The sequence below is a fragment of the Microcoleus sp. CAWBG27 genome, assembly GCF_020883145.1.
In the GTDB taxonomy this organism is placed as follows: Bacteria; Cyanobacteriota; Cyanobacteriia; order Cyanobacteriales; family Microcoleaceae; genus Microcoleus.
This window is the reverse complement of record NZ_JAHREU010000112.1, coordinates 1-12912: the sequence shown is the minus strand read 5'-3', so window position 1 is coordinate 12912 and position 12912 is coordinate 1. Positions and strand designations below refer to the sequence as shown.

Here is a 12912-nt window from a genome sequence, read left to right as displayed (position 1 = left end):
TGCACGGCGACAAATCATTATACCTTAAAAAACCTCAAATGATTGCATAGCAACCATCTCAGGTTTTGAAAATTATGATTTGTTTGAAAATTAAATCCGATCGAATATCTGCGGAATGTGGGCTGAAGGGCGATCGTCAAAAGATCTCAAATGGGTTCTATAAAGAACACACGAGTTCGCTCCCGGAGGGTGAGGACTCACGAAATAAGAGCCAAATCGATCGATATTTTGCGCCGTTAAAGGCGTAAGATCTAGTATTTATAACAGCACTTTGAAAGAGTAAATGCTCGACTTACTCGGAGAGCAACAGCCCTCAACCTTGAATTTGCGCTGTCCGGTCCCCCTGACTCAGCATCCAGCAGCAGTGTACCTCGACAGTTTGGGGAGCGAACGGTCAAAGGCAACCATGAGAGAAGGACTCAATATCATGGCCCGAATGCTGACGAGCTCCTCGTGTGACGCCATGACGTTGAATTGGGCGGCCTTGCGCTACAAACATACTGCGGCTCTACGCTCGGCCCTGGAGAAAAAGTACGCCCCGGCGACGGTGAACCAAATGCTGTGCGCCCTGCGACGGGTGTTGAAGGAAGCTCTGCGGTTGGATTTAATCGACCCAATAGATTACAGTAAGGCGGTGGATGTCAGGAGTATCAAGCAATCGGGAAAAGTGAGGGGGCGGGCGCTAACGCTCTCTGAGATTGCTGCGTTGATGGAAAGCTGCTCTGGTAAGACTCCTATTGATGTTAGGGATAAGGCGCTGATTGCTATCTTGCGCGGGGGTGGCATCCGTCGCGGTGAAGCAGTCAATCTGTTGAGGCGAGATTTCAACCCATCCACGAGAGCGCTATTCGTCCGAGAGGGTAAGGGTAAGAAAGACAGGACGGTTTACCTGCCGGAGTCTGCTTGCGTTTTGGTGTCCGAGTGGCTGGAGTTGAGGGGAGAGGCTCCGGGGCCTCTGTTGTACCCGATTCGGAAGGGGGGAGAAATTCAGTGTCGGCGGATGACGGAGGATGGTGTGTTGAAGATTGTACAGCGGCGGGCGTTCCTCGCTGGGGTGGAGTCTTTTAGTCCCCACGATTTCCGGCGCACGTTTTGTTCGGACCTCCTTGATGCTGGGGTGGATATTGTTACGGTGCAAAAGTTGGCGGGTCATGCTTCTCCGGTAACTACGGCAAAGTATGACAGGCGTGGGGAGGAAACTAAGCGGCGGGCCGTGGAGCATTTGGAGTTTTAGCGCTTTTTAAAACTATATATAGCGGTTATCAGATAGGTGAGGTATGTTGTTGGGCTTCAGCCCTCTTTCTTTAAGCGGTTATATAAGCAGTCAATCATACCTCATCTTTTTGAGAAAGGCTATAAGATTGATACAAAGTGGATAAGACACACATCTAGGACTGCTATATCCTGAAAATACAACGGGGATTAAAATCCTCCGAGTTGCTTCCCTCTCAGCACGCTTTGTGTTTGAGTTTCACGCATCCCGTGAGGTTTGGATGAAACTTATACAGCAGATTCCAGGCAAATAGAGAACACCTTAATCCCAAGCACTTACCAAAATGGTTGACCAACCCTTGCAACCGTACTCCATAAACCTGGAAATTGCTGTGGCAATTTATTTAGGACTTAAGTAAGTCGGCGCTTTCAAACGCAACTATATAAACGATGTAAAGTGTCCAAATGCTCTCAACTGGCTGACTTAAGCCTATTTACATACTATTACATTATTCGGTTTAATCCCGCCTACCTACTTATGCAACCATCCCAGGAATAGGGGCAACACTCACCATCAAAAACTCGTTCTTTTAATGTTTGATTAGTTTTGATGGTAACACAACCGATGGAGCTCGTCATGCTCCCGCAGTTACTCCCTAAAAGTCCTAAGTAGTCCTCCAGAATCAGCGATTAAGATTTATTCCCTATCAACGCCCAGATAGCATTGTAATCAGCCGCCTCAACTTCCCAGCAAGTTTTCTGGAATCGTAGCGGTACTTGGCTTCTACTAAGATTTTTTCCATCAGCTCGGATGAAGCTTCTGCTTGCAGCCATGCAGCTTCTAAAAATACTTCTACGGTCACTCCTTTTTCTTTGCAAAATCTTGTCAAGTTAGCATCTATTTCTGCATCTAAAACAACGGCAGAATGGCGGCGAGTTGGCGGAATTTTCGCGAGTTCTGCTTTTAACTCTTCTATGGTTGAATTGGAATTAGTGGTTTCGTTTGAAGCTTCGTTCGTCGAAGTTTTGTTTAAAGCTTCGTTCGTCGAAGTTTTGTTTGAAGCTTCGTTCGCTGTCGTAGTTTTGTTTGAAGTTGCGTTAGCCGTCGAAGTTTTGTTTGAAGTTGCGTTAGCCACCGAAGTTTCGTTTGAAGTTGCGTTCGCTAAAGTTTTGTTTGAAGCTTCGTTCTCCATAGTTGACTGTTGGGCAATTTGTTCGCTTTCCTGTTTTGGGGAAATTAAAGTATCTTCTCTGCTTGGAACAATGGTTCGCTTGCGATTGGAGCGAATTTGGTCGAGGATGCTGTCACTCATTGTACTTTTTGTTGTAAAAGAGACTCGATTTTAGCGAGCAGTATTTCAAAGGGATATTCTAAGTCGGGATGTCCTAATTCGCTGAGGGTTTGGCGTTTGTTAATGGCTTTTTTGTACTGTTCGGATTCTCGGATTGAAGGGAGAATTAATTCGTTTTCAACTTCGTCTTTCATTCCTTCAACGGCCAGGCGACTTTCTAGGGTTTGAGTGTTGCCAATCCAGCGGTCGCGGAAGGGCAGCACTCCGAGTACGGTGGCGTTGGTTGCTTTGACATCTCTCATGGAGTTGAGCAGGTCGAGTGTCCGCACTAGGGAACCGTACCCTTTGACGGAGGCTTCGGCGGGCAGGATTACGGTGTCGGCTGCACCGATTGCGGTCAGGCAAATCTGCGAGCGCTGTGGGGGTGCGTCAATGATACAAAATTTGAAGGCTTCGGCAACTGGTTCGAGGCGGCGCAGCAATAGGGTAGCGCCGACGCCGCTGCTGGATAGGTAGTCGGCGGCGGCGTCTAGTCCGTCGTCGGAGGGAATTAGAAACAAGTTGTCGCTTCCTTCGATTGGATAGATGCCGTCTTCGATGGGTACGGATTTTTTGAGAACTTCTAGCAATGTGGGCTGGTTGGGTTGCAGTTCTAGCCCCAGGTAGGTGGTCAGGTTGTGTTGGGGGTCGGCGTCGATGGCCAGTGTGGGATAGCCCCGGCTCGCTAGGAGGCGGCTGAGGAATAGAGATGCGGTTGTCTTGCCCTGCCCCCCGGACAGGGACGCGATGGCGACTGCAATCATGGCTTTAGGGACGTGGGGTTTTCTATATAGATCGTTATCTAAAAAACGAAATTAGTCAATAGCTAATTCATTAAAATTAGCTTTTTATTAGTTTAAATTTAAATAATAAGGTTAGTTACTAATTTACTAATTTACTAATTTACTAATTTACTAAATTAGGACTTACTAATTCAGGACTTGCTGAATAAGACTAGAAAGCTTGCCAGATAAGGGATTTAAGCTTTTTGGGCTTGAGAAAGTGCTGGTTAGAGGATTATAGAGGCTCAAAACCCTTGTAATGAAAGTTGTTAGTTTCTGGCTTGCATTTGGGAATGCAAGCAATAAGCAGTCACACACAATAAATTACCCGTCGGAGCAGGCTCAAAGCCTTGTTATATGAGGATTGCTATGTGTAATTAATTTTGACTGGGTACTTAAACTTACTATTTTTTAAGCTGTGCAGCCTCGTTTTTCCACTGCGTACACTTTTTCAGCCAGCCCTAACTTACCAAAATACCAAAATACTAAATTAATACTTTAATACTTTAATACTTTAATACTTTAATACTTTAATACTTTAATAAAAAGCTAAAAAGCTAATTTTAGTAAAGTATTAATTTAGTAAATTCTGAAAATTCGCAAGTAAGCGGAGATGGGATCGCGTCGAGACGGCCAGAAATAGCCCCAGAAATAGCCCCAGAAATAGCCCCAGAAATAGCCCCGCTGTCACCTACCGCTTTCGTAGCACTTAAAACTTTTGCTGAGCATAGGTTGCGGTGCGGGGCTCAAATGAACCCCAACCACGACCTTATGACGCGGTGCGGGGCGGTAAAGCTTAGCTTCTAGTATTTCCTGAGCCCAAGTTTTTTCTCTAGTTCAACTCGCTTGCGCCATTCCTCACCTATTCTTCCTTGCGTCGCGGCCGACCATTCCCGTTCTTGTTTGAGGTCGGATTGCAGGCGCTGCACCAGCGTGTAATTCGGGTCTAGTTTTGAAATTTCGTCAATCAGGGCACCGGCAAAAGCAAAAAAGCGCTCGCGTCTTTCGAGTCGGCGCTCTAGCATCCACTCCTTAATAGTCGCATCTCGCTTCAGCGTACAAATCGGGCAAACAAGGTGCTGCTGGCGGTTCGGTTGTTTCTAGTTTTCCCAGGAAGAAAGGGGGCTCGGCCGGGTCGCCCCCATCAGAAATAAAATCCTGGTATTGCGAACACAGGGTTTCTACTTGGGCTGCGATCGGTTGGGGTATTCTCATCTGTTTGGTTTCGTAGGGCGCTTTCTTTCCCCGACCGCCCTTCGGTTTGTCAGTCATAAAACCTGTCAACAAGTTTCTTTTACCACCATTCTAAACTTGTTGACAGGTTTGCTGTCATTCTAAACCTATTGATTGTTGAAGCCTGCAAGCGAAGAGAGGTTAGCGCCGTCGATTTTCCGACCTTGGAAAAAGTGGACGCGGCCGACTTGCTCAATCAACTGAAGGGGCGGCGCAAGAAATCATCGGCAGATCTGACTGATGTAGAGTCGATTTTGTCCGCACTGGAGGGATGCGATCGTGAATGAACCGCACAATTCACCTTAATGTTGCAAGGAGGCTCCCGCTATAACGAAGTTTAGCGGCGAGAGGAATTGCAACCAGTATAAACGTGCGACAGCACAACGGCAATAATTAAGTTATACTCATAATAGTGAGTTTTTTGGTGAGATGGAACAAGTCCTGACTTTAGTTGTAAAGCTTCAAGCTAGTATCGAACAACAAGAATTGTTGTCCGAGACAGCTTATGCTTTTGCGTCAGCTTGTAACTGGATCAATCAAAATATTAATCCTAACCTAACTAACAGAAACTCAATCCAAGCTGTCTGTTACAAAGATGTGAAAGAACAGTTTGGACTAACAGCTAACCATGTTGTTAGAGCTTGTGCCAGAGTAGCAGCCAATCGTCTAACGGCAAAACAGAAAGGAAAAAAGGTCAAGAACTTTAAGCCTACTAGCTTTGATTGTGATGCTAGGACTTTTCGTTTGGTTGAGTCAAATTGGACGGTGAGCATTTCTACCACTCTCAAGCGGTTAACAGTTCCTTTGAGAGCTAGTAACTACCATAAGGGCAAGCTAACAGGTCATAATCCTACTTCGGCTCAAGTTTGTTTGCATAAAGATAATTGCTGGTACGTCCACATTCAGCTCAAATCGGAAACTCCGAAACCTCAAAAAACAACTAACGTAATTGGTGTCGATTTCGGCAGGCGCGATCTAGCTGTAACCAGCACAGGTAAATCGTGGTCAGGTAAGGAAATTCAAAAAACTAGAGATAAGTATAGCCGTGTTCGGGCTTCTTTACAAAAAAAAGCATCTCAGGGCACGAGATCATCTAGACGTAGAGCTAGACAGATTTTGAAACGGTTATCGGGGCGCGAAAGAAGATACCAAACCTGGCTTAACCATAATATCTCAAAAGCGATTATTAATGAGGCCAAACAGACTCAATCCTTTGTTTCAATCGAAGATTTAACAGGGATTCGCGAACGGACTAACTCTCAACCCAGAAACAAGACTGAAAGAAGAAGGTCTAATTCTTGGGCTTTTCATCAGTTAAGAACGTTTCTCGAATACAAAGGAATCTCCGAAGGGATTGAGGTAGTTGCCGTCAATCCAGCCTATACGAGCCAAAGTTGCCATTGTTGGCAAGCATATCGGTGTCAGAAACGAGAAGAAATTTAAGTGCAGCTATCAAGTCTGTGGTTGGATTGGTGATGCCGACGAAAATGGCTCGAAGATGATTGCATTATTGGGGGCGAGTGTAAGCCGTCCTAGAGGTTCTGAGTTGTTGTCTTGTACAATCGCTCAAGAGCTACCAAAAGCCCCCACTACAACGTTAGCTTAGTGGCGGGTAGTTTACACAAATTCTTGGTAGAGAAGCCCGGTTCATCCAAGCCGCAGACATTCGATCGACCTGACGGGGAAATTGCAAAAAACCTCTCGAACATCCGTACAATATTTTCAACAAACCGCACAAAATCTATCGAACATTCGTACAATATTTTCAACAAACCGCACAAAATCTATCGAATATTCGCACAATACTGATAACTTTTCGTGCTAAATTATACCGACGTGTCGCTCAAAAAAATCGCTGTTTTTCAGGGCAATAGCAGGACGAAGTACGGGCGAAACGTGGAGCAAGTACACTCGAAGTACGGCCGAAACGCGACGAAAAAGATCGGTTTCATTTTGACCGTAATTCGTCCGTACTTTGCCCGTACTTCGAGTGCACTTCGTCCGTACTTTGTCCCTACTTTGCACGCTTTAGGAGCGTTTCGGTTACATAAGTTAACAAAGAATAAAACTCCTGCTCTGCAAGGAATACAGGAGTTTTTTGCTACCTGGGACTGGCAGGAAAAACGGGCAGGCTTTGCCGCTCGATCGGGATTCGGGCGAATGCTGGCCCTGGGGATGGAGCCGAAACTTTCCGTCCCTACACACTCCGCTTGAAGCTGTTGTTTGCTGTTTCAATTATCTAATACTGGGGGCATCGAAATCGCAGTTTTTCGATCGCCTTCCGGGACTTAAAAATTGGGGTATTTTTGCTGTTTTTGACGGCCGCCAACTAATTAAATGCCTCATGAAGCTGTTCGGTTGTGAGGTTGTTTTTTACGGAGGGCGATCGAACCCGCTTCATCGATCTTTCTTGGCAAGTGCGATCTTTCTTGGCAAGTGCGCTCGAGCCCGCAAGTGCTAACAAATCCATAAGTGCGCTCGAACCCTCAAGTGCGCTCGAACCCGCAAGTGCTAACAAATCCATAAGTGCGCTCGAACCCTCAAGTGCGCTCGAACCCGCAAATGCGCTCGAACCCGCAAGTGCTAACGAATCCATCAGTGCGATCTTTCTTGGCAAGTGCGCTCGAACCCACAAGTGCGATCTTTCTTGGCAAGCGCTAACGAATCGGCAAGCGCTAACGGATCCATACGTACAGCAGCCGCATTTGCTCCCGCTATTCGTTTTGATATCTCAATATCGAATCGAAACGGCACACTCAAAATACAGCTTAATTCGCTACATTGGAACGCACAACCCGCGCTAAAAAACCAAAATCATAACAACAGAAAACCCCCATCAATCGGGGGATAAGTCGCCGCTGCAAAACTAACGACATTCCAATTATCCCATCTAATTTTACGTTACTGCCTGCCGATCGCAAGCACTAATCCCGCCGCGATGCCACCCACGGCAATTGCTGCAAAATCTGGTTTGAGTATCGTTCCAAATACAGAGCCAACTATCAGCGCAACAACGAGAGTCAGGAGAGCGTACTTTTGCCTGTATTACGGTTGAATTATACGCAACAACAGGGATTAAAAAGTATCGCTATTTCTTCTTATGAAGGCCAGTTATTTAGCTCCTATTTTTGCATAAATGCTTCTTTAGTCTCACCATAAATGGGTTTGCGGTTCTTACCTGTTACTTTCACGATAGTTTCTCCAATTCTCGCTTTTTAACGCCATTCTTCTCAGCTTGTTGCAAAGTTTGTCGTGCCAAATCGGGGCCGTCTCCTCCACCTTTCCACCTTCTCGGTTTCAAGTGTCCGTAGCAGCTAATATCGCTCCAATTAGCTGGGTCTGCGTAGGCTGATAACGCAAAGCGGTAAAGTTCTAAAATCTCGTCTTTGTTATCCGATTTCTGCCAGGGTAATTTAGGTAATTTCATATCAGTTACTCCAGTATTTTTCCAAAAGTTGATTCGAGCAAATCGTACCAATGTTTAGCTTTCCCAAATGCCTTACCTCCCGTACCGCAGCAAAAAACATCCCTGCTAGTTGCAGTCACTCCCAACTTGAGGATTTTTAAACCCAACCAAAGTGCCTTATCTGGTTGAGCGTTCAACAGTGCAATCACTTCACTAACTCGCTCTACTTCGCTACTTCCCCGATTGCTCAGTAACGCCATCACCCTCGTCAACGCCTTCGAGCGCTCTGCTTCGGGAAGTAGTGAAGTAGTGCTGGAATCCAAGTAAGGTAATACTTCACCAGCTTCACCCGTTACTTTTTCGGCTTCATTAGGGGATGAAGTAAAAGTATCATCTGGTGCAGTAACTTCACCCGCATTCAAATCCTCATTCCAGGATTCAATCAGTCGTTTCTTGGCTAATTCCCACAGTTTTTGGGATTCTTCAATTTCCTGAGGGGTTGCCAATTCAGTTGTTTGAACTGTTTCAGCATTGACGGAAGTTTCTGTTTGAGATGGCGGTTTCGGAAGCTCTCGCTTCCATTCGCTCAAATCGGGTACGATTGCCGGGAATTCTCCCAATTCGCAGCTAATCCATGCCGCTCTATTCCCCAACGATTCCAAGTAATCTCGCACTTGTTGGTATTTGGCATATTGTTCCGAATCCTTGGGATATTTGTTGCGGTAGGATTCGCATTCTTCGACAGCAAACTTGCCCATATAAATGCTGCAAAAACACTCCGCTAAATCGCTCTCATCCTCTAATCCCCACGTTACCACCTGCCGTCCCTGAGCCAGAGCAAAGATGCGGATGTTGGTTTCGCGGGCTAGAGTAATCATATCGCCCATAATCTGTTTGGCAGAAGGCGATACGATTTGCTTGATTTTGCGATCGACAATCGCTTTGATATTCTTGCTAATCGCTCTCCATTCATCAATGCCCACATTCCACATTGGGGAACCAATCCCCTCTGCCATCAATGCAGTACGGCGGATTCTTTCAGACTGCAAAGTTTCCAAAGTTTTGCGAATAGCATTATAATTCTCTGGAACTCCAATTACCTCTAATCCAGTCCATTGATGCGGTTTGCGTTTGATGGTGATTACTGTTTTTCTCTGGGATGGCATCACATCCATCAACCAATCAAATAGCGTGGTTTTTCCACCGTTTGTGGGCGCAACTCCTCTAATGTGGGGGAACATCCCTGGGGAATCGCGGAACTGTTTCCAATCAAAGAATTTAACTCCATCATTTGGAGTTATTGGTAGTTCTACGCCCAATAATTGATTGCTGTTTTGTGATGCTTGGGTTTCATCCTTCGACTTTGATTCAATTTCACTCGGGTTTGACTCTGCAACAGGCAAGGCCCCTGCAACAGGCATTGATTCTGCAACAGGCTTTGACTCTGCGGCTGTCAAAGCTTCCAGCAATTCGGGGTTTTTTTCCAAATAGAGCGTGTTGTAGCCGTCGTAAAGTTCGCGCTTGAAATCCTTAACTCTCAAATCAGAGGCGATCGCCGTTTTCTGGATTTCTTCTTCATCCAAAATATCGCTGGTAGTTGCTTCTAATTGCTTCTGTCTCGCTTCTTCTGCGGCGGCAAGTTCATCTATTTTTCGGGAGCGCTGCGCTCCGGCGCTCGATGCGAAATAACCGGCACCGAAGCTGGCGGCGGCGGCAGCACCGGCCAGCACTCGCACCAACCCGGTTCCCCGGTGCTCCTTGACGAACTTGGCAGTCTTGGGATAGCGCGTACCCGAGACTACAACGGGGGTGCAGGGATTTGTAATGCCGTCGCAATAGCTGGCGTGCGCGTCGAAGTAGCCGAACAAGCTCAACCCGCCACAACCGACACCGACAATCAAAGTGGCGATCGCGATTTTCATTAGCTCGCCCCCCGTTTTTTGTTAAACTTCGTCCAAGCCAAGTTCAATAAGACCGAAAAGCCGATAAATGCTCCCACCTGCCACAGCGGCATCAATCCGAAAGTTACTCCTAAAGGCTTCGTGGCCAGCAACCACGCGCTATCCCAAAATGCGACGGCAGATCCCAGGATTGCCAGCAACCCGCTAATCCGCCGCATTGAAAGGGCGTAAGTTGTCGGATTCTCCGGCTTCACTCCCATCAAAAACGCAGCCAATAAAATCGATGCTATTAGCACGATAGGAGCCGATACAATCCTGGATAAGTGAGCGATTGACACACCGCAGAAAAACCAAAAACAGTGACCGCAAAGGCTGCTTAAGTCTCTGAGAAATTTCGTTCGATTTGACTCTTTTACGATTGCTTGCGGTTGCGCGCTCTCCGTCGGTGCGGGAGGATTTTGAGGTTTGGGGATGAGAAATGGTGGCAACTGCATGGTTATTTCCCTATGGTTATCAATGGATAATTGACAATTGATAATTGATAATTGATAATTAATTAGGGCTTGCTGAATAAAAGTAGGAAGCTTGTGAGATAAGGGGTTTAAGCTTTTTTTGATTGAATGAGTGCAAGTTAGAGGATTGTAGAGGCTCAAAACCCTTGCAATGAAAGTTGTTAATTTCTGGCTTGCATTTGGGAATTCAGCAATGAACCTACTATTTTTTAAGCTGTGTAGCCTTGTGTTTCCACTACGTACATTTTTTCAGCAAGTCCTAATTAGTTTGGTCTAAAACCTCTCCTTTAAATGAGAGAAATTAAAACAAATATTTCTAATTTTTAATCTTTTTCTTTTGAGGAGATGCAATTGTCAATTATCCATTATTAATTATCAATTATTGAATTCCCTGTGCTTGTTTCCCTATGGTTATTTTCCTGAGAAAAAGTCAAAAGCTTTGCCGCCCCATTTTTTAATCCAGCTAGCACCTTCGCTGCTACGTACAGCGGTTGCCGTACCGGTATTGCTTGAGGGAATCAGTTGGGGAGAGGATGACGGCGGCAGGGCGTATTTTCCCCTCGAACCGTAAGCGATCAAATCTTTAAACCTGCGTTTTTCTTCGCTTCTTGCTTCTTTGGTTTCTTGTTGTGCGGAAAAATTAGCTTCTTCCTGTTCGGGTTTTTTATCTAAAGCTTCTTTCCTCCGCTTCAATCGATTGGCCATTACCTTGAGGGAAGTGGTGAGATCGTATTCTGCTAAGTCGCTGTAATCGGTTAATTCTTGGTCGAGCAACCTGACTGCAACGTCCGAATCTTTAGCCAGCATTTTTGTGTTGTTTTGCCAGCCTTTCCATGCCAAGAATACGTCGAGGGTAGCTTTGTCGATCGTCTCCATGCCCTTAGCGCCTGATTTGACGCAGCGGGCTACAAATTCGTTGTATTTGACAACGCCGTCGATGTAGTCGTTGACGTGTTTTTCTAATTTGTCGAGGTTGTCAACCAGCAGCTTGATTTTCTCAACAGAATCTACGAATGCCCCCAATTCTTCTTCGGACATCCCGGCAAAGGCTGACGGATCAAAGCCGTAGTATCCTTGAAAAGTGGTTAACATGGAAGGTGCGGTATCAAATGCTTTAACCTTTCCGACTAGGGCTGGTGCGATGGCTCCACCGCCCGTGTATTTGACAATTGCATTCACGGTTTTTCTCCTTTACTTTACATTCCTTCTCTTTGTGCTGTTTGCTCGATCGCGGCTTTGAGAACGGGGTAGGAATTCAAGAGCCGGACAGATACCAATCGCACCACTTTATTGCTTGGGAAAAAGCTTCATTTTTGTCGAAGCAAATGGCGCTTTCTATTTGGCGGCCGTTTTCGCAGACTTTCCACCTGCATTGCCTGCTGCGAACGATTTTTACGGTCAATCCCTGCTTGTATTCGTAGGTACCATTCTCTTCCGTTTTCTGAAGGATTTCGCCCCGATGTTTCAGTTCGTCAAAGGTGGCATCGTGGATTGAATTCAGGAGATTTGTTGGCAATATTCTTGCAATGGTGTCGAACATTTTTTGGCTCGGTTTTCAGTACGGGTTTCAGTACAGGTTATTGAATTGCAGCCACTTTAACTCAATACCGTTTACTTAAGGCAGGCGTGGGAGTAAAACCCTATGGAAACTAGATATGGAGATTGCTTCGTTTCTCTGTTCGGACTATCCTAAGTAAGCTGTATTGCAATAACTGGTGCTGTTTGATTTGATTTGGTTGGGTTTGGTGTTGGTGTTGCGAGTTTGTCAAAAAAGCAATTTAATAAATCCCTCAGTATTGATTGTCTTGCGAGTCGGTAATTCACACTCAGTAAGTTTTTTGACAGGGACGAAACAGCCAAATATCGTGCTTACTTGCCTCCCAATGACGGTGCGAATTGATAGTTGTTGTTTGTGCTGTTGTCGATATTCTGGTCGCCTCGAACTACCGTCGGAGGTAAATCTTTTACGGCTTGCTTGTAACCGTCGTGGTAAGAAGACTTGACCAAATAAACCAGCATTACGGGAATGGCTGCAAACAGGAGTGACGCACAAATTGCGGAGAGTTTGTCAGACATAGTTCTTACCTCATTTTTTATTGGTTGCTATTTTTCACAGGAGGCATCAAAAAGTGGATGAACTGTTGACTTAAGTCACTGCTTGTTGTCGGCTGTCTTAGCCTCAAGTTACTGCTCATTGTCGGCTGTTTTAGCGTCACATTACCACTTGTTTTTGGCTGTTTTAGCGTCACATTACCACTTGTTTTTGGCTGTTTTAGCGTCAGATTACCGCTGACTATTTGCTGTTTTAGCGTCAGATTACCGCTGACTATTTGCTGTTTTAGCATCAAATTACTGCTAATTTCAGGTCGTGTAATTTCAACCAAAAAACTATCGCTAACTGCTGGTTTAGCGGCTCTTCTGGCTTTTTGGTGAAAAGTGTATAATGAGATACTACTAATTGATTTCTACCGTATGGATCTTCATCTTGACAGACTGCTTAATCTACCCGATGTTACTGTTGAAAGTTGCATCCAA

13 protein-coding genes are annotated in these 12912 nt (G+C 45.6%); 2 read left to right on the top strand and 11 right to left on the bottom strand.

The features are described 5' to 3' along the window. Positions 1-283: 283 nt before the first annotated feature. Entirely contained in the window at positions 284-1234 is a 951-nt protein-coding gene (locus QZ938_RS31630) for a tyrosine-type recombinase/integrase (protein ID WP_293356167.1), read from the top strand. A gap of 685 nt (positions 1235-1919) precedes the next feature. On the opposite strand, the gene QZ938_RS31625 is transcribed toward QZ938_RS31630, so the two are convergent. The 4 genes from QZ938_RS31625 to QZ938_RS31610 form a co-directional block, all read right to left on the bottom strand. Next, positions 1920-2525 carry a hypothetical protein gene (locus QZ938_RS31625; RefSeq protein WP_293356164.1) on the bottom strand — a complete coding sequence of 202 codons (606 nt, stop codon included), beginning with the start codon at positions 2523-2525 and terminating at the stop codon, positions 1920-1922. Further along, positions 2522-3307, bottom strand: a complete 786-nt coding sequence (locus QZ938_RS31620) for a ParA family protein (protein ID WP_293356161.1) — start codon at positions 3305-3307, stop codon at positions 2522-2524. Before QZ938_RS31620 ends, QZ938_RS31625 begins: the two co-directional genes overlap by 4 nt. An 821-nt stretch (positions 3308-4128) precedes the next feature. After that, positions 4129-4350 carry a hypothetical protein gene (locus QZ938_RS31615; RefSeq protein ID WP_293356158.1) on the bottom strand — a complete coding sequence of 74 codons (222 nt, stop codon included), beginning with the start codon at positions 4348-4350 and terminating at the stop codon, positions 4129-4131. 7 nt (positions 4351-4357) lie between these two features. Further along, a complete protein-coding gene (locus tag QZ938_RS31610) occupies positions 4358-4597 on the bottom strand; it encodes a hypothetical protein (RefSeq protein WP_293356155.1) in 240 nt (79 codons plus the stop codon). Between the two features lie 390 nt (positions 4598-4987). Between QZ938_RS31610 and QZ938_RS31605 the strand changes: the two genes are divergently transcribed. Next, a complete protein-coding gene (locus QZ938_RS31605) occupies positions 4988-6001 on the top strand; it encodes a transposase (RefSeq protein WP_293356152.1) in 1014 nt (337 codons plus the stop codon). Between the two features lie 1744 nt (positions 6002-7745). Here QZ938_RS31605 and QZ938_RS31600 read toward each other — a convergent pair. From QZ938_RS31600 to QZ938_RS31570, 7 genes are all read right to left on the bottom strand, one after another. Beyond that, on the bottom strand, positions 7746-7985 hold the full coding sequence (locus QZ938_RS31600) for a hypothetical protein (RefSeq protein ID WP_293356149.1): 240 nt from the start codon (positions 7983-7985) through the stop codon (positions 7746-7748). Between the two features lie 5 nt (positions 7986-7990). Next, the gene (locus tag QZ938_RS31595) at positions 7991-9886 is read right to left on the bottom strand and encodes a hypothetical protein (RefSeq protein ID WP_293356146.1); all 1896 of its coding nucleotides are present in this window, start codon (positions 9884-9886) and stop codon (positions 7991-7993) included. Beyond that, on the bottom strand, positions 9886-10359 hold the full coding sequence (locus QZ938_RS31590; RefSeq protein WP_293356143.1) for a hypothetical protein: 474 nt from the start codon (positions 10357-10359) through the stop codon (positions 9886-9888). Before QZ938_RS31590 ends, QZ938_RS31595 begins: the two co-directional genes overlap by 1 nt. A 429-nt stretch (positions 10360-10788) precedes the next feature. Next, positions 10789-11556, bottom strand: coding sequence for a hypothetical protein (locus QZ938_RS31585; protein WP_293356140.1), 768 nt, complete (start codon positions 11554-11556; stop codon positions 10789-10791). Between the two features lie 76 nt (positions 11557-11632). Further along, on the bottom strand, positions 11633-11917 hold the full coding sequence (locus QZ938_RS31580; RefSeq protein WP_293356137.1) for a hypothetical protein: 285 nt from the start codon (positions 11915-11917) through the stop codon (positions 11633-11635). Positions 11918-12246: 329 nt separating this feature from the next. Then, a complete protein-coding gene (locus tag QZ938_RS31575) occupies positions 12247-12453 on the bottom strand; it encodes a hypothetical protein (RefSeq protein ID WP_293356134.1) in 207 nt (68 codons plus the stop codon). Between the two features lie 17 nt (positions 12454-12470). Continuing rightward, positions 12471-12761, bottom strand: a complete 291-nt coding sequence (locus QZ938_RS31570) for a hypothetical protein (protein WP_293356131.1) — start codon at positions 12759-12761, stop codon at positions 12471-12473. Between the last annotated feature and the right edge of the window lie 151 nt (positions 12762-12912).

Excerpts from the sequence above, each read along its gene's own strand:
- QZ938_RS31580 (WP_293356137.1), bottom strand. The coding sequence starts at position 11,917 with ATGTTCGACACCATTGCAAGAATATTGCCAACAAATCTCCTGAATTCA.
- QZ938_RS31625 (WP_293356164.1), bottom strand. The coding sequence starts at position 2,525 with ATGAGTGACAGCATCCTCGACCAAATTCGCTCCAATCGCAAGCGAACC.
- QZ938_RS31575 (WP_293356134.1), bottom strand. The coding sequence starts at position 12,453 with ATGTCTGACAAACTCTCCGCAATTTGTGCGTCACTCCTGTTTGCAGCC.
- QZ938_RS31590 (WP_293356143.1), bottom strand. The coding sequence starts at position 10,359 with ATGCAGTTGCCACCATTTCTCATCCCCAAACCTCAAAATCCTCCCGCA.
- QZ938_RS31630 (WP_293356167.1), top strand. The coding sequence starts at position 284 with ATGCTCGACTTACTCGGAGAGCAACAGCCCTCAACCTTGAATTTGCGC.
- QZ938_RS31620 (WP_293356161.1), bottom strand. The coding sequence starts at position 3,307 with ATGATTGCAGTCGCCATCGCGTCCCTGTCCGGGGGGCAGGGCAAGACA.
- QZ938_RS31615 (WP_293356158.1), bottom strand. The coding sequence starts at position 4,350 with ATGCTAGAGCGCCGACTCGAAAGACGCGAGCGCTTTTTTGCTTTTGCC.
- QZ938_RS31610 (WP_293356155.1), bottom strand. The coding sequence starts at position 4,597 with ATGACTGACAAACCGAAGGGCGGTCGGGGAAAGAAAGCGCCCTACGAA.
- QZ938_RS31595 (WP_293356146.1), bottom strand. The coding sequence starts at position 9,886 with ATGAAAATCGCGATCGCCACTTTGATTGTCGGTGTCGGTTGTGGCGGG.
- QZ938_RS31605 (WP_293356152.1), top strand. The coding sequence starts at position 4,988 with ATGGAACAAGTCCTGACTTTAGTTGTAAAGCTTCAAGCTAGTATCGAA.
- QZ938_RS31600 (WP_293356149.1), bottom strand. The coding sequence starts at position 7,985 with ATGAAATTACCTAAATTACCCTGGCAGAAATCGGATAACAAAGACGAG.